This window comes from Candidatus Bathyarchaeota archaeon (assembly GCA_026014725.1).
In the GTDB taxonomy this organism is placed as follows: domain Archaea; phylum Thermoproteota; class Bathyarchaeia; order Bathyarchaeales; family Bathycorpusculaceae; genus Bathycorpusculum.
This window is the reverse complement of sequence record JAOZHV010000001.1, coordinates 66,086-82,325: the sequence shown is the minus strand read 5'-3', so window position 1 is coordinate 82,325 and position 16,240 is coordinate 66,086. Positions and strand designations below refer to the sequence as shown.

Genomic DNA, 16,240 nt, shown 5'->3' with positions numbered 1-16,240 from the left:
AAAGAGCGGAACCCTCCAATGTACGTAGTAAACTAAGACTCGGTTGTTTTGTCGAAACTCTCCTCTCCCCATATTTAGGGGCAAACCGCTTTTGGGTTTCTGTGCGGTTTTTTACCTAACGCTCTTAAGTGGAACCCTTGCAAAAACGTGATTAAGGTGGTGGCAAAATTCTTAAGTACTACGCTGGTACTACTTTAAATGGTGGTGCAATGCAAGAAGAAGTAAAAGTAACCCGAAAATACCAAGTCACAATACCTGAAAGCGTCCGCTCTGAACTCGGCGTAAAAATCGGCGACAAACTCATCGTTAAATCCGAAAACAAAAAAATAATCATGGAAACCCCCAAACACATCACCAATCCCTCTGATACGCTTTGGTGTCTGTTCGGCGAGCCCATAGATGTTGATGCAGTCAAACTTGTTGAGGAATCTTGGGAAACCAGCCTTCCGCCAGCAGAGCCCAAAAAACTGCATGGAAGCAAACAGAGGAAGACTAAGGCTTGAATTACTACGTTGACACAAACATCTTTGTCTACTCCGCTCTGGCCCACCCCGTTTATGGGAAAACGTGTAAACAGATAATTGATGATATTCAAAATCTGAAAATCAAGGCTTACTGCGGTTTTCTAGTTCCTATAGAGCTTCTTGGCGCGTTAGCGCGATTAGACCCCAAAAAAGCGGCTGTGGCAGTGGAAGCTTTTTTTTCATTACCCATAAACATGATACCCATAGAGGAAAGAACCCTGCAGGATGCTGCGAAGCTAACGCTTGAATCAGGCGTAAGTTATGACTGCGTACATGCGGCATGCATGCAAAGCAAGGGTTTGGACACAATAATATCTGAAGATGTAACGGATTGGAAGAAAATAAAAAAATTCAAAATCATTCGACCTTTCGAATACAAAAAAACGTTAAACCCTAAAAGTTGCAAGTGAACTGAACTGTAGCAAAATTAAATACTAATTTTAGCCACATTAAAGGTGGAATAAGAGGTAGGTGTGGGTGAAGGGAAAATTCCTCTTGATTGGGTGCGTCGTGTTGTTGCTGGCTGTTCTGTTTGCCGCCGTCTCTTGGCGTCCAGACCCCTTTATGGCTAATCCGCCGCCGCAGGCACCAAACGAGCTACGGGAAGAGTCTTTATCGTTTATGAGAGATGTTATCGGCATCAACTTGACTGATTACGCGGTGGTTGATTTCCATTTCTGGCCTCAATGGGATGTTGCAAGCAGTAACCATTTGCCGCTGTATTTGGTGCGCTACGAGTTGGAAGCCTCTGACGACGCTGGTTGGGTAGACATCTACTACACGAAAGCAAACGACACCTACACTCACGAACCCTACTTCAGCGTGTACCTAAAAAAGCCGTTCTCGCCACCCTACCCATCAGACAAGCTACTGACTTGGACAAGAGATTTTCTTGAACGCTACCAGAACTACAAAAACAGCGCATCATACGTTTCAGAGATGCGCCAAACCCTAAACCTCATCAACCACATAGAACCCATGAACCTAACAAACGGCAACATATCCCTGCAAATAAAAATCAGACAATTCACCCAGCAAGACATCTACACAACCCTAAAACTAACGCCAGCAAACACAACCACCCAAGACACAAACAACGCCGTCACCTTCGAATACCACAACGGAGCCATGCTACGATTCGACGATTGGTACGGAAAAAACCGATAATCCAAATGTGAAAGGACAACTCTTGCTAAAAGAGAAATGTCTTAATCTCTCTCCGTTAAGTCAATCTGCCAATCTCTCTTCCAACATTTAACGTGTAAATTGCACCTTGCTTTTCGACATTAAAAAGCGTTGATTTACACTTAGGACATTTAAACGACATAGTAATCACCTCTCAATCATGCCAAAGTGTTCAAATGCTTCTTTGATTTTATCAATTTTATCTTTAGGACAACGGTGGGGTCTTTCGCCTTTGCGGTTCCATGCCTTTCGTAGTGGAATGTGACAGAGTTCCTTTACGTGAGCAATCCAACAAGTCTTCGGTACAAAACCATGCTTGCGTTTAACATACAACTGGATTTCGCGGTAAGTTGCCATAAGAGCTTCTTAGATGATTTGCTATTTTAATTTTTAATTACAGGTACATAAGAGGATTACACGTATCTAAGCCTTAAATCAACAAATGTTCAAAGCACAGGAGACAATGCCTTTGTTATAGTTCTACCAACCGCACCACTATAGCAATGCCGAGGAAAAAGGTTATCCTTCGGGAGTTAATTTAGCTAATAATTTTTTGTTTTGTTGCTGCCATGAATGTAGATCAGTCGAAAAAGCGAGTAAATTCATTTTAAAGGTCTCAACATAGCTTTTGAATGTTAACTGCATCAGGAAGAGCAGTAAACCCACAGACTTTTCGCCGTTAATAGGTGAAAAAACTGGGAGTCTTTCGATCATTTCAACTTCACCTTGTTGCCGTACAAGCTCCTGCCAACCCATAAAATTCGGATGCGAATAATTGCACAGCTGACCATAAAGCTTGTTTACATCACTTTTGACTTTTTTTCTCGCCTTACCATCATAGACCAAGCCCACAACTGGAAAAGGATTATAGGTCTCGTCATGTTTGCCTGACTTCCCATACTTTGTTTGTGCATCAATTGTGAACCTTTTTTGGAGTGCTTTAGGCAACCAATCGAAGGCATACTCAGGCTTTTTATTGAACAATCGCATGAGATTATTGTTTTCCAAAACAGTTCTTAAAATCACGAACTCGGAACCATAACATGAGGATAAACAGCTAATATAGGCTTGCAACAAAAGTTGTCTGTTTCTAACAAACAAATTATGGTTAGTGTATAAGTTTGGTTGGCTAGGGTATTCCTTACAAACATCCTTTGATATCGTGGTCAGCTTGAACATTAAATCAATTCCAGATTCTATCAAACGAGTCTCTTCTGGGAATATGGTCTTAGTTTTTTTTATATTATCACACAATCGGTTTTCTACTTCGGCAAGGCTTACACCAAAGAGCATTCTGGTCCCTCAATTTACTTTGTTATAGCATTCACTTATTAAAAAAAAATGATTACATTTGCGATGATATTGCTTTCCGCGTGCAAGGTTGAACCGAGATTCACAAATCAGTGGAATACTATTTACAAACTTTGTTGAAAAGAATGGCTACCGAGAAATGAATAATACAAGCATCCCTACGAAAGGACTAGGTTTAAATTCCCAAGCTTTACACCTGAACTAGTTATGAGAATCTTAGCTGTTCTTGGCGGTGTCGCTGCGGTTGTGGTGTTCTTTTTTGCAGTGATTTTTGCGCTTGCCGCTTCCTACTCCCCTGAAGTTATGACGAGCAGGCTTTTGACTAGTGGCATTCTTTTCATTATTGGGCTCGCAATTATAGTTGGAATCTACTACATAACGCGCAAGCCCAAAACCATCATCCAACGCCTCGAAGTTTCAGGGCAAATGAAGGCAGCACAAATCAAATGCCCCAACTGCGGCGGAAGCATAAACGCCAACGAAATCAAAATAACGTCGGGTGTGCCATACGTTAAATGCCCCTATTGCGGTACGACTTTTGAGGTTACTGAGGAGCCAAAATGGTAAAAACAAAAACCTGCACAATCACCCTCCTTCTCGCGTTGACGGTTGCACTTGTAGCCGCCAGCTTAGCCAGCGCGCAGGACGGGCCAGTCTACAATGTTGACCATGAGTGGGTGCAGGTTTTCATCAACCAAGACGGCACCATCGACGTAACCTACAACATAACAGTAACCATAACAGCCAACACCATGCGCGCCTTTGACGTGGCACAGCCCAACCGCGACTTCACCATCGGCGAAACCGTAGACCAATACGGCAACAACCTAAACAACTACAAATACAACCCAGACGTGGCATCCGTGGACTTCAAAACGCCCCTGCAGGTAGGCGACAGCATCTGGTTCACCATCACAACCAACGTCGCAAACATGATAGCAAACGACACCACAAACCAAGGCAACTATCGCCTCATATTCCCACCCCAATGGGACAAAAACACACAAATCCACGACGTACGAGTACAAATCGTTCTGCCCCCAAGCGTAACAGCAAACGACATAAAATTTGACCCCAACCACCCATGGCAAAACACCATGATAATAGAAGGCAACTTGGCAGTTTACTGGGAAATCCCCACGCTCCAAGCAGGACAACAAATCCCACTCGCCGTTTCATTCCCAGCCACCGCGTTGCCAAACTACAAGCCAACTGAACAGGGCTTTGGCGGCATAGACACACTCATCATAATACTAGGCGTCATCGGCGGCATAGCAGCCATCATCATCTTTATATTCATCATAATCAAACTCAGCAAAAGCACCTACACAGCGCCCCAAGTCAGCATAGAAACCCTAGGCATCAAACGCGGCTTAACCGCAGTCGAAGCCTCCTACCTTCTTGGCTTAAAGCCGACGCAGATTGTAACCGAAATCCTCTACAGCCTACTCCAAAAACGCGCGGTGTGGGCAAAAGAAACCAAACCCTCCCTAAAACTCGAAGTGCTATCACCCTACGAGAACAAGACAGGCACCACCGAGAACCCGCTGCGCTACTACGAAATAGACTTCCTCCACGCACTAAAACCTGGCGGCACGCTGGACGAGGAAAAACTAGCCAAAACTGTCATGACCCTGCGCGACACAACAGAACAAAAACTCGAAGGCTTCAGCCGAAAAGACACCATCGACTACTACAGAAAAATCGTCAACCAAGCGTGGACGCAGGTTGAACAGGCAGGAACACCAGAACTCGCCTCAAACGCCTACGATGAGCAACTGCTCTGGCTCATGCTAGACCCCAATCAAAAAACACGAACAGAAACAGTGTTCCGCGACCGCCCCTTCCAACCCAGCCCAATGTGGTTCTGGTGGTGGTACGGCTACACAATCTACCACCCACACCCCACCTACAAACCAAACATACCAGCCCCAGCACAATCAGCCAAACCGCCAGCCATTCCAGGAGCAGAATTCGCAAACAACATCGCAACAGCCCTCGAAAACACCTCAAACAACATAGTCACAAACATAGAAAAATTCGCCAACTCCATCGTCCCACCCCCACCAAAAGCGTCACATCAACCAGCAAGAAAAGGCTCAGGATGCGTCTGCGCCTGCGCGGCTTGCGCGTGTGCGTGCGCCTGCGTTTCATGTGCCTGCGCGTGTGCGGGTGGAGGAGGACGCTAACATGAGCCTGTTCAAAAAGAAAACCATTCCGCACGGCAGATTCACCTACCGCGGAGAAGACGAATTCAAAGGCATGTCGCTTCAACTCCGCGTCGAAGCTGACGGCAGAGGCGTCATGGTCATCAACGCCAACACTGTTTTGCACCTAAACCAAACCGCATCAGCCTACGCCTACTACTTCATGCTCGGACTACCCCAACAAGAAGTCATAAACAAAATCCGCAAAATGTACCGCGTCAAACCAGAAGCGGCAAAGGCTGATTACGAAAAACTAATCTACACCATCAGCACGCTGGCGCAAACAGAAAAAATCGACCCCGTCACGTTCTTGGAAATTGAAAAAGAGGAACCCTTCACCTACCAGTACACAGCACCACTGCGGATGGATATGGCGCTCACGTTTCGCTGCCAAAACGACTGCATCCACTGCTACGCAGGAGGACCACACCAAACGCCAGAGTTAACCACGGAGCAGTGGAAAACCGTAATCAACAAGCTAAGCGAAATAGGCGTCTTCATCCTAACATTCACAGGCGGCGAACCCACACTCCGAGACGACCTCCCCGAACTGCTCCTGCACGCACAAGCAAACGGCATGGTCACAGGCTTAATCACAAACGGCAGAAAACTAAAAGACCAAACCTACGTGCAGGCGCTTGAGAAAGCAGGCTTAGACTTCGTGCAAATCACACTTGAATCCCACAAGCCCCAAGTTCATGACAAAATGACCAACACTAAAGGCAGCTTCATCGAAACCGTAGAAGGCATCAAAAACACGGTGCAGTCTCAAATCTACGTTTCCACAAACACGACTCTGAGCAAACACAACGCCAAAGACTTCCTAACCACCATCGACTTCATCAAAGCCCTCGACGTTGACGCTTTCGGATGCAACAGCCTCATCTACTCAGGCAAGGCACCCGCGACAAGCCAAAAATTCGCCCTAACCACACAGGAACTAAACAAGCTTCTGCCCCAAATCCGCGACAAAGCCCAAACACTCGGCTTAAAATTCCTCTGGTACACACCAACCCACTACTGCGACCTAGACCCCGTCGTCATGGGCTTAGGCATAAAAACCTGCACCGCCGCCATGATAACCGCCTGCGTCGCACCAAACGGCGACATCTACCCTTGCCAAAGCTACTTCGAAAGTTTAGGCAACATCCTAACTGACCCGTGGGAAAAAATCTGGCACCACCCCCTCGCTGAGAAACTGCGAAGCCGCAGCTACGTTGAGGAAAAATGCAAGGACTGCAATCAACTGCAGGTTTGCGGCGGAGGATGCCCCCTTGAACTCCAAAACAAAGAGCACCTATGCGTCGGCACAAGATAATTTTATCTTAGACAAAACCCCTATTTTGTGTTCAAGCAGTTAAGTCGCTTATGAGTTATGGACACATGGAAGCAAACAAACACAGGCTAGTCGTATTCGACGTGGAAGGCGTGCTTATTCCAGAGAACCGCTTCTTCTTCCAAGCAGGCAAAAACGCAGGCTTCACAAGACTATTACGGATTCTTTTTTGGGGGTTACTCTACAAAGCAGGCATCATAAAAATAGAAACTGTCCTAAAACGCATTTTCTACGAAATAAGAGGACTAGAAGTCGAGAGGCTGATGCAAATCTTTGACAAGATGCCCGCCACACCATTCCTGCAAGCACTGTTCTCTCAACTCAAACTCCGCAACTGCAAAACCGCGCTGATTAGCTCAGGGTTGCCGACGTTTGTTGTTCAAAAATTAGCTGACAGCGTAGGCGCAGACTACGCTTACGGCGTTGACGTAGAAATACAAGACGGCAAATTAACGGGGAAAATCATGGGCGAAGCCATTACAGCAGATGGCAAACTCAAAATTCTCAAAAAGATTTTGGCAACTGAAGGCTTCAAACCAAGCGACTGCGTTGTGGTTGCCGATGACCGAAACAACCGCTGCATTTTCCTGCCTGAAATGCTGAAAATCGGTTTCAACCCAGACTTTGTAATAAGAGTGAAAGCTGACCGAGTAGTCAACGGCAAACTCTCCGCAATCCTGCCAATCATGGATGGAAAACCACACAAACGCACATTCCCCTCAACCAACGACTTAGTCAGAGAAGACATTCACGCTTCAGGATTCTTTGTTCCAGTTATCGCTGGCTTAATCAGCATCCCAGTTGTCGCCGCATTAATCGTGATTATTGCATTAATCTACACTATTTCAGAGTTGACACGTTTAGAAGGACGAGAACTGCCACTAATCTCAGCCATCACGCGACATGCCGCCTCTCAATCGGAACTAAACGGTTTTGCCGCAGCACCACTCTACTTTGCCTTTGGCATAGTGCTAACTTTGGTGATTTATCCATCTCCTGCGAGCAGCGCAGCTATAGCGATGTTTTGTTTGGGCGACAGTGCAGCTTCGCTTTTCGGCGGTTTAATCTCTAAGTCTTTGCCTTTTAACAAAGGAAAAACTTGGGAAGGCACGCTAGCTGGTTTCTTATTCGCATTCTTAGGCGGCTTGTTTTTTGTTTCGCCGCTTTTAGCGTTAGTTGGCGCAGCCATTGCAATGTCAATTGAAGTTTTGCCGCTACCCATAAATGATAATGTATCAATACCCTTGATTACTGGCTTAGTTTTAACGTTACTATTCTAGCTTTGCAAGTGCTTTCTCATAATCCTTGACAAAACTGTTTTTGCCCTTCTTGATTACGCTGTGCCCTTCCTGTTGCAAAAGCAGTGTTTGGGCTTCCGCTCCGCCTGGATATTTCTCGTTTATTATACCCTTAGTTTTTAGTGTTCGCCAATACGGTGTGATGTCGGTTTTGCCCTGTTGTTTTTGTTCTTCTGCCGCGTTTGCGGCTATCCAAGCGAATATGCCTGTGGTTATGGGGCAGCCGATGGTTGCGTGATGTTTTTTGGCGAGGGCTTGGCGAATTTCGTTTATGGTTGTGAGTTTGCCTTTGGGCACTTGGCGCATGTATGCGTCTACTTCGATTGGCGCTGGGATGACAACTGTTCCTGTGCCCCAACGTGTGCTGAGTTTGCCTTCTATTACGGAGACTTTAGGGTAGCCTTTGCTGTCGTTTAGTTTCTCCTGCCAAGTAGTCTTCTTTTTTGTCATCTCATTCAACCAATAAAATTGTATTGCCAATGTTCTCTTATCTAATTTTCTTTTTGTGTTTTAGAGGCAATTAGGTCGGCTTTTTGTCGGTGGCTTAGCTTTTTTATTTCTCTCTCCCGCTTCATGGCTTCGCTTCTGGAATCACAGCTTTCAACGTACACCACACTTCGCGGTCTATGGGCTTTAGTGTACCTCGCGCCATTGCCATTCTCATGTTGCCGTATCCGCTCGTTCACATCTTTAGTGTAACCAGTGTAGAAGCTTCCATCGTTACAGAGCAAGATGTAAACGTAAAATGCCATGGCCCTATGGTTCCCCGTTTATCGGCGTCATGTAATCGTAAACGATGCCTTTCTGAATTGCCCGTTTAAGGTAGGTTTCTGGGTCAATTTCTTGAACACATGCTCGGTCCACGTCTATAATGTAGATTTCTTGCATACGCGCATTCCTAACCTCTTCAAGCGTCACGGGTGGGTTTTGGTAGTAGGCGTCACAGAGCTGTTTTATTTGAGTTACCTCTTGATCTGTTCGGTTTCTTGGCGGTTTGGCTAGTGCACGTGGGATTGGCAAGATGTAGTGTGGCGGCGTGCCTAGTGCGAATTTTCCTGCGAAAGCACTGTAGCGAATTATTTTGCTTGCCAGTCTTGCTGTTGTGTATGTTAGTGGTGTTAGGGCGTTTTCTGGAGGGATGTATCCTGTTTCGACTTCTACAATGAGGTTGCCTAGTCCTTTGATGCCGTATAAGTCGCAGGTGAGAATCTCGTTTAAGGGGTATTCAAGCTGGACATCGTAGCCTTTCTGGAATAAGTATTTGGCGCAAACGAGTTCCATAATGGAGTGGTTTATTTTTACAACATTCTCTTTCTGTAGTTTGATGAGCCAGTCTTTTAGCATGTTGAGTTTGTTTTGGCATTCCTTATCTTCATGCGACGTTAACCTGTCAACAATTACTGTAAGGTCGCGTTCGAATTTTTGTCTGTTGCTCATCGCGTCTCCTTGCCAAGCTGCATGAAGATTGTTGTTGTTTAAACTAGTTTACTTTTTCGATAATAAAAACAGAAAATGTTGTTTTTTATTTTGCTGATAGCACAAGTCTTGTGTTGGGTACATCAACTTCGATGATTTTGCAGTTTTTGAATTCTTTTGCTACTCCCAAAATATTCTTGACTGTAACGTTATCGCCGTTAACTTTAGCATAAATAACATCCTTAAACTCTACTTTCCCATTCAAGATTACGTTAAATTCACACATACAAATTCACCACAACAAAAAGTAAGATTCAAAGTTATAAGGGCTTTCATCTTAAAACAAGTAACAGAAAACGCTGCTGGATGAATTCTTCCTAACAGTATCAAATTACTGTGAATCAGTGAAGGGTTAGATAATCCGCTTTCAAGGATAAGTGATATATACATTAATATCACCCAATAGACACTATTTGTCTGCCAAAGAGGTTAGCGTTTGAAACAATCAACAAGATTCCCAAATGTAAACGCAAAAACTCTCCTAAGTAACCTGCTCCTAACCGCTTTCCTCTTTGGCACAATCGGGATAGCCCTAAAATTCACCACATACTTTGACCAATGGATATACTTCCCAACCTTCCCCAACGCCCTAGACAGCACCTTCTTAATACTGAGCGCAACCTACTTCGTTGCCTATATTATCCACAAAAACAGGCAACACCAAAAAAACAAAACAGAAACCACCACTAACAACTAGTTTCTCGCGCGGCTATCACTTGTTTTCTGCAGAATCACCTCAGACTCCACTGGTAGTTGATAACCAAAATTCTAAGCTACCTTAAAAGTTTAAATGACAGAAATCAAACTAAAAAGACACGACGCTGCCAAAACGGTTGCGTTTGCCGGGGTAGCCTAGCCTGGCTAGGGCGCCAGACTCATAATCTGGAGACAAAAGGGGCACAACGCTCTTTGCCAGAAGTCGCGGGCTCGAATCCCGCCCCCGGCACCAAAGTTCGCTTCTAAAAAACCGCCTTAATTCTAAAGGTTCTGCTTTAGGTTTTGAGCAAACTCTTCCGCGTGCCTTAGGTCTTCTTCGTTGGGTCTGCCCTTATTCATGCCGCCGAAGTGTTTGAGGAAACTGTTGGTGTTAAATCCGTGGCAGTTGAATTCGTCAACAATCACATAGCCTTTTGCTTGCAGCTTCTCCCTTAGGGCAGTGTGGATTTTGTTTCTGTACCGTGTGTTCGAGACGCCGCTTGTTGAGAATATGAATGCTTTTTTGCCTTCGACTTGAGGGAGTTGGTCGGCGAAGTCAAGCAGTTCTTTGTAGTGTTTTCCGCTGTCTATCCCCGCGCCAAAACCAACTAAATCATGAGTCTCAAGCTCAATCGGGTTTGCCTGCTGTGGCGCCACTATTTCTGCATCAAGAACTTTTGCGAAGACTTCGGCGATTTTTTGGGTGTTTTTGTGGTGATATGAATATACAACTAACAATGCTTTCATAAACGCTATAGTTGCGTGAAAGGGGTAATTAACACTTTTTAGAGAGTTTTAATAATTATTTGGCGATAGGTTGCTTATCGAATGAGTTACCAGCATAAACCTTGGTTTAAGAATTGGCCTCTTGAAGTGCCAAAAAGCATAAGCTACCCTGCTGTTCCCTTGCATGGACTTTTGCAAAAAACTGCTACTGAATACCCAGAAAAAGTTGCCATAGTTTATGCTGAAAAAGAAATCACATACAAGCAGCTGGATTTGTTCTCGAACCAGTTTGCCAACGCCTTAGCCAAATTAGGCACAAAAAAAGGCGACCGCGTTGCACTCTACCTGCCAAACATTCCCCAGTTCGTCATCGCCTTCTTCGGAGCACTCAAAGCTGGCGCAGTTGTTACAACGATTAGTCCCCTGCACCGCGAGCGCGAGGTCGAGTACCAGCTTGGCGATTCTGGAGCCCAAACCATAGTCACACTTGACACGCTCTACCCAGTGGTGGAGAAAGTTCGGCAAAAAACCCAGCTAAAACACGTAATAACAACAAGATTGGAAGATTTCGACTCTGAGAGCAACCCAAACATGCTGTCCTTCCAAGATTTGTTGGAATCAGCTTCCTACGACCAACCGAACATTAGAATAGACCCAAACGAGGATTTGGCAGCGTTGCAGTACACGGGCGGCACCACAGGAACAGCCAAAGGCGCCATGCTAACCCACAAAAACCTGCTCTCGAACGCTCTGGCGTTTGCCGCTTGGATAAAAGGCGCAGAAACCAAAGAAACCTTCCTTGCAGCTTTGCCTCTGTTTCACATTTACGGCATGACCACAAGCATGACCGTGCCAATCAGTTTAGCCTCAAAGATAGTTTTGGTGCCGAAATTTGACCCCGCAAAAGTCTTAGAAACTATACAACGGCACAAGGTCACGGTTTATTGCGGCTCGCCAACTATGTACTCAATCCTTTTAGCCAACTCAGAACTGGGCAAATACGACTTAACCTCGATTCGAGTCTGCATTTCTGGAGCGTCCCCACTGCCGCCGCAAGTGCAAAAGAAGTTCATGGAGGTTACAGGCGGATTCCTCGCTGAAGGATACGGATTAACCGAAGCCTCGCCCGTCACGCATTGCACGCCAGTGGACAAGTCGATGAAAACCGTGAAAGTCGGCTCAATCGGCTTGCCCCTGCCAGATACGGAAGCTAAAATCGTTGATTTAGAAACAGGCGAGAGAAGCCTTGTTGCGGGCGAAACTGGCGAGTTAGCAGTTAAAGGTCCACAGGTCATGAAGGGTTACTGGCAAAAGCCCAAAGAAACCGCCACAGTGCTCCGCGACGGCTGGCTCTTAACAGGCGACATTGCCTGCATTGACGAGGAAGGCTACTTCTACATTACTGACCGCAAAAAAGACCTCATAAAATACAAGGATTATAGCGTTTACCCCAGAGAAATCGAAGACGTTCTCTACGAGCACCCCGCAGTGAAACTTTGCGCGGTCGTGGGCAAGCCAGAGCCTGCGGTGGGCGAGATTCCGAAGGCTTTCGTGGTGCTAAAAGAGGGTGCGGTTGCTACGGCGCAAGAAATCATGGCTTTCGTCAACGATAAAGTGGCACCTTATAAGGTAATCCGCGAAGTAGAATTCAGAAAAGAACTGCCCATAAGCGGCGCAGGCAAAGTCCTAAGAAGACAACTAAAAGAACAGCCTAAAAGTTAACATGGAAACACGCGGCTCTAGTTGCTTTTCGATAGCCTACGTTGGTGATGAAGCGCGAGGGACAAATCCGCAAATAAGCGAAAAATCCTCCTTACTTCTCAGAAATAGCTTCTAGTATAGCCCATAAGTGCTCAATTACTTTCTGCCCTTTCCGTCGGGGTATATTGCCCATTACCCATGGATTGCTTGAGAAGCTTTGCTCTCTTACGTCATAAACGCTTATCCAGCCTTCAGTGTGCACTTTAACGCCCTTGGGTTCCACTGTGCAGGAGATTTCGAAGTATTTTGGTGCAGTAAGTCCCAGCCCACTTGGGATACCAAGTCGGCCTCTAAAGAAGTCTTCGTGTTGCACCTCAACGGTAATGCCTTCTGCTCTTATCCACTGACATATCTGGTCGTTTACTTCTTGGAGGCTTCTGCCTGAAACGAAGATGTCTTTGATGGTTCTATCAGGGTTTGTTTCTGGCGTATTCGATTTCTGATGGGATTTTGCATTAGTTGTAGGTCGAATCATTCTGTAGAAAACGTAGAAGAACACTAAGCCCGTGATGAAGCCGAATATGCCCCTGTATAAGCCAGCAATGTCAAGATATCCTAGAATGTTTAAGACTATAACTAGAAGTAATCCGCCTATGTTTATGGCGACTGCTACAATTAAGAAGCGGCGGGACCAAATCTTCTTTGCCTCGAGAGAGTAATCGGGCGGGAACTCATCGAGGAGTCGTGCGGCAAGCTTGCCTTTTTCCGTTAGAATGTATTGTCCAGCGTCGTTTTTCGCCAAAAGTTCGCCTAAGATTTTTAGGTGGTAGTTGAGCGTTCCAGTGCTGGTAATGTCTGTTGAATCCATTAGCTCAGTGTAGGTTAGGCTTCCTTTTTCAGCGAGTAGAGATATAATTTTTTGTCGGGTTCCGTCTTTTAGTATCTTGTGAAGCGAAGCTAAATCCGATTTCATGACACTTATTTCTGCGATGGTTAAATTTAGGGTTTGTTGACTAAATCCCTCGTCAAAAAAGAAGCATTGACAAACCCGCAGTCTCTCTAGCGTTAACTCTGGTTCATTGTTTAAGCACCATAGAGAAAGGTTTTGTTGCTTTCAGGGAACCCTCCCCTCCCTCTTATAAAAAGCAACCAAAACTAATCTTTCTTGAGTACTTTTAGAACTATTTTTTCTCCCAGCCAACCCAAAAACAGCAGAGCAAAAAACGGAATCAGAAAGAAGCCGAAAACAAAATCGTTGCCTTGCGTTGCCGCTTGCCCCAGAATGTTGGGATAAAAAAACGTGCCAACGATGACTATGACAATTGCCAGAATAAATGCTATCGCAAACGTTAGGGGCTTCATTGCTTACTCACGGGGGCTTTTGCTATTTTAATGATTTCCAAGCATTTACTAGAAATGTATAAGAGAAAACCCTGTTTCTGATTTAGGCTAAGGTCAACTGTTTGCGCGTTAAACTCGGCATTTCAGGCATTGTTCAAGGCGTAGGTTTTCGCCCCTTCATCTACCGCATCGCAGTAGCCAACGGCTTGGCAGGTTACGTGCTCAACAGAGGCGACGCTGGAGTGGAAGTGCTCTTGGAAGGAGACGCGCAACAAATCGAGAATTTTATGCGTGATTTAACTGCGCAAAAGCCGCCTCTTGCCCAAATAGACCAAGTCAGGCGAATTGAACTTTCAGGCAAAAACGAGTACACAAAGTTTTCCATCCACCACAGCTCCAAAGAAGCAGAACTCTCAGGCTCCATCATACCGCCAGACATAGCCATCTGCAATCAGTGTCTCAAAGAACTCCGCGACCCAAAAGACCCACGCTACGACTATTTTTTTATCACTTGCACGGATTGTGGTCCACGCTTCACCATCATCGAACGCTTGCCCTACGACCGCGAAAACACCACCATGCGCGAGTTCCCCCTGTGCGGTTTATGCCAAAAAGAATTTGACACTCCAGCGAATCGGCGGTTTCACGCGCAGACGGTAGCGTGCCCAACGTGCGGACCAAAAGTGTATTTGACAACAAACAAGGGCGAGCCAGTGCAAACCAGCGACCCAGTGCGGACAGCTGGCAAGTTACTCTCGGAAGGCAAAATTTTGGCAGTAAAAGGCTACGGCGGCTTCCATATTGCATCGTCAACCGTGCTGGAAGAGCCATTATCGAGGCTTCGAGAAACGAAGCACCGCCGCGAGAAACCCTTCGCCATCATGGCAAAAAACCTGCAAGCCGCACAAACGTTTGCCGAAGTTTCTTCGAAAGAGCAAGAACTCCTAACTTCCCCGCAGCGCCCAATAGTGTTGCTAAACAAAAACAAAAACTACAACCTCTCACCGCTCGTGGCACCGCACCTGCACAACGTCGGCGTCATGCTACCCTACACGGGCTTGCACTACATGCTCTTCGACCAAGTGCCTGACGAATCATTCGTGATGACCAGCGCCAACCCGCCAAACCAGCCCATCGTAAAAGACAACCAAGAAGCACTCAAAATACTGGGTGAAACAGTGGATTATTTCTTGTTTCACAACCGCAAAATCGCCCACCGATGCGACGACTCAGTCATGCGCACGCACGGTGACCGCCAAGTTTTCATCAGGCGAAGCCGAGGGTACGCACCAGCACCAATCAGACTCAAAACCAAATCAAAACGTTGCGTCGTGGGCTTGGGTGGTGAACTAAACAATACCTCCTGCCTGCTCTTTGAGGACAAGGCATTCATTAGCCAACACATCGGCGACACAGAAAACATCGAAACCCGAAGCTTCCTCCAAGAAGCCACAAGCCACCTTGAACGTTTAACCAACTGCAAAGCCGAGGCAGTAGCGTGTGATTTGCATCCCAAGTTTACTACGACCAACTTAGCTAAAGAAATGGCTGAAGCTGACGGTTTGCCGTTGGTGCAGGTGCAGCATCATCATGCTCATGCGGCGGCGTTGCTGGCTGAGCATGGTTTAGAGGAAATAGTGGCGATTACTTGTGACGGCTACGGCTATGGCTCTGACGGCGAAGCGTGGGGCGGCGAAATCCTCCACTGCAAACTTGAATCAGCAGAATTTAAGCGTCTTGGGCATCTGGAGCCTCAGCCGTTGCTTGGCGGTGATTTGGCAAGCCGTTATCCCGTGCGCTTGGCGGCTGGAATGCTTGCAAACGCAGGAGTAAACGTTGACGACTGGGTGATGCGAAACAGCGGTCGTTTGCCTCATGGCGAATTAGAAGCCAAACTCATCCTGAACCAACTAGAAAAAGGCGCAAACACAGTCGAAACTACCAGTTGCGGCAGGGTCTTGGATGCTATTGCCGTTATTTTAGGGGTTTGTTTTGAACGAACTTACGAGGGGGAACCAGCTATGAAACTGGAATCTTTAGCGTTAACTGGCAAAGACACCCTAAAACTTACACCAGTCTTCCATGGCAACGTAGTGGATACTACGACCATTATAGGCACTGTCTACCAGAGCATGGGCAAAGTCTCTAATGCAGACTTGGCATATTCAGCCCACGCTTACCTAGCAAAAGGGCTAGCAACTTTAGCAGTGGAAAAAGCACAAGAACACGACATAAAAGCGGTCGGCTTCTCAGGCGGCGCAGCCTGCAACCAAATACTCGCCCAACTCATGCGAGAAACCGTTGAGGCTGCTGGATTGCGCTTCTTTGTCCACGAAGCAGTTCCAGCGGGGGACGGTGGGGTCTCGTTTGGTCAGGCAGTTGTGGCTGGATTTTCAGGTTTTTAGACCAATCTGTTTTTATCGCTGTTTAACGCCGTCT

Annotated in this window: 19 protein-coding genes and 1 tRNA gene; 11 read left to right on the top strand and 9 right to left on the bottom strand. The window is 46.2% G+C overall.

What is annotated here, in order from left to right:
* The first annotated feature begins 209 nt into the window (after positions 1-209).
* From NWE95_00495 to NWE95_00485, 3 genes are all read left to right on the top strand, one after another.
* Positions 210-503 carry an AbrB/MazE/SpoVT family DNA-binding domain-containing protein gene (locus NWE95_00495; protein MCW4002380.1) on the top strand — a complete coding sequence of 98 codons (294 nt, stop codon included), beginning with the start codon at positions 210-212 and terminating at the stop codon, positions 501-503.
* Entirely contained in the window at positions 500-934 is a 435-nt protein-coding gene (locus NWE95_00490; GenBank protein MCW4002379.1) for a type II toxin-antitoxin system VapC family toxin, read from the top strand. Before NWE95_00495 ends, NWE95_00490 begins: the two co-directional genes overlap by 4 nt.
* Positions 935-1,001: 67 nt before the next feature.
* Entirely contained in the window at positions 1,002-1,691 is a 690-nt protein-coding gene (locus NWE95_00485) for a hypothetical protein (protein MCW4002378.1), read from the top strand.
* A 165-nt stretch (positions 1,692-1,856) separates the two neighbouring features.
* Here NWE95_00485 and NWE95_00480 read toward each other — a convergent pair whose 3' ends face one another.
* Together NWE95_00480 and NWE95_00475 are read right to left on the bottom strand one after the other, a co-directional pair.
* Positions 1,857-2,066 carry a hypothetical protein gene (locus tag NWE95_00480; GenBank protein ID MCW4002377.1) on the bottom strand — a complete coding sequence of 70 codons (210 nt, stop codon included), beginning with the start codon at positions 2,064-2,066 and terminating at the stop codon, positions 1,857-1,859.
* A 162-nt stretch (positions 2,067-2,228) separates the two neighbouring features.
* A complete protein-coding gene (locus NWE95_00475) occupies positions 2,229-3,002 on the bottom strand; it encodes a hypothetical protein (GenBank protein ID MCW4002376.1) in 774 nt (257 codons plus the stop codon).
* 225 nt (positions 3,003-3,227) lie between these two features.
* Here NWE95_00475 and NWE95_00470 point away from each other — a divergent pair, with 225 nt between their 5' ends.
* The 4 genes from NWE95_00470 to NWE95_00455 are packed head-to-tail and all read left to right on the top strand — an operon-like array spanning position 3,228 to position 7,843.
* Positions 3,228-3,587, top strand: a complete 360-nt coding sequence (locus tag NWE95_00470) for a hypothetical protein (GenBank protein ID MCW4002375.1) — start codon at positions 3,228-3,230, stop codon at positions 3,585-3,587.
* Entirely contained in the window at positions 3,581-5,209 is a 1,629-nt protein-coding gene (locus NWE95_00465) for a DUF2207 domain-containing protein (GenBank protein MCW4002374.1), read from the top strand. Before NWE95_00470 ends, NWE95_00465 begins: the two co-directional genes overlap by 7 nt.
* Before the next feature lies 1 nt (position 5,210).
* Positions 5,211-6,545: a radical SAM protein gene (locus NWE95_00460; GenBank protein MCW4002373.1), complete on the top strand. Its 1,335-nt coding sequence runs from the start codon at positions 5,211-5,213 to the stop codon at positions 6,543-6,545.
* Positions 6,546-6,595: 50 nt separating this feature from the next.
* The gene (locus tag NWE95_00455; GenBank protein ID MCW4002372.1) at positions 6,596-7,843 is read left to right on the top strand and encodes an HAD-IB family phosphatase; all 1,248 of its coding nucleotides are present in this window, start codon (positions 6,596-6,598) and stop codon (positions 7,841-7,843) included.
* Here the strand turns inward: NWE95_00455 and NWE95_00450 are convergent.
* From NWE95_00450 to NWE95_00435, 4 genes are all read right to left on the bottom strand, one after another.
* Positions 7,835-8,311, bottom strand: a complete 477-nt coding sequence (locus tag NWE95_00450) for an MGMT family protein (protein MCW4002371.1) — start codon at positions 8,309-8,311, stop codon at positions 7,835-7,837. The two genes, NWE95_00455 and NWE95_00450, sit on opposite strands and share 9 nt — an antisense overlap.
* Before the next feature lie 41 nt (positions 8,312-8,352).
* The gene (locus NWE95_00445) at positions 8,353-8,613 is read right to left on the bottom strand and encodes a GIY-YIG nuclease family protein (GenBank protein ID MCW4002370.1); all 261 of its coding nucleotides are present in this window, start codon (positions 8,611-8,613) and stop codon (positions 8,353-8,355) included.
* A 4-nt stretch (positions 8,614-8,617) separates the two neighbouring features.
* Complete coding sequence (locus NWE95_00440; protein MCW4002369.1) at positions 8,618-9,298, bottom strand: hypothetical protein; 681 nt, start codon at positions 9,296-9,298, stop codon at positions 8,618-8,620.
* Positions 9,299-9,383: 85 nt separating this feature from the next.
* Entirely contained in the window at positions 9,384-9,563 is a 180-nt protein-coding gene (locus tag NWE95_00435; GenBank protein MCW4002368.1) for a CooT family nickel-binding protein, read from the bottom strand.
* Positions 9,564-9,773: 210 nt separating this feature from the next.
* On the opposite strand from NWE95_00435, the gene NWE95_00430 reads away from it, so the two are divergent.
* Together NWE95_00430 and NWE95_00425 are read left to right on the top strand one after the other, a co-directional pair.
* Positions 9,774-10,034, top strand: coding sequence for a hypothetical protein (locus NWE95_00430; protein MCW4002367.1), 261 nt, complete (start codon positions 9,774-9,776; stop codon positions 10,032-10,034).
* 144 nt (positions 10,035-10,178) lie between these two features.
* Positions 10,179-10,286: transfer RNA gene (locus NWE95_00425), tRNA-Met, on the top strand.
* Between the two features lie 29 nt (positions 10,287-10,315).
* On the opposite strand, the gene NWE95_00420 is transcribed toward NWE95_00425, so the two are convergent.
* A complete protein-coding gene (locus tag NWE95_00420; GenBank protein ID MCW4002366.1) occupies positions 10,316-10,780 on the bottom strand; it encodes a flavodoxin family protein in 465 nt (154 codons plus the stop codon).
* Positions 10,781-10,861: 81 nt separating this feature from the next.
* Here NWE95_00420 and NWE95_00415 point away from each other — a divergent pair, with 81 nt between their 5' ends.
* Positions 10,862-12,481: a long-chain fatty acid--CoA ligase gene (locus NWE95_00415; protein MCW4002365.1), complete on the top strand. Its 1,620-nt coding sequence runs from the start codon at positions 10,862-10,864 to the stop codon at positions 12,479-12,481.
* 91 nt (positions 12,482-12,572) lie between these two features.
* Here NWE95_00415 and NWE95_00410 read toward each other — a convergent pair whose 3' ends face one another.
* Both NWE95_00410 and NWE95_00405 read right to left on the bottom strand, forming a co-directional pair.
* Positions 12,573-13,433: a winged helix-turn-helix domain-containing protein gene (locus NWE95_00410; GenBank protein MCW4002364.1), complete on the bottom strand. Its 861-nt coding sequence runs from the start codon at positions 13,431-13,433 to the stop codon at positions 12,573-12,575.
* A 182-nt stretch (positions 13,434-13,615) separates the two neighbouring features.
* Complete coding sequence (locus tag NWE95_00405) at positions 13,616-13,822, bottom strand: hypothetical protein (protein ID MCW4002363.1); 207 nt, start codon at positions 13,820-13,822, stop codon at positions 13,616-13,618.
* 101 nt (positions 13,823-13,923) lie between these two features.
* On the opposite strand from NWE95_00405, the gene hypF reads away from it, so the two are divergent.
* Positions 13,924-16,206: a carbamoyltransferase HypF gene (gene hypF / locus NWE95_00400; protein MCW4002362.1), complete on the top strand. Its 2,283-nt coding sequence runs from the start codon at positions 13,924-13,926 to the stop codon at positions 16,204-16,206.
* Positions 16,207-16,240 lie beyond the last annotated feature (34 nt).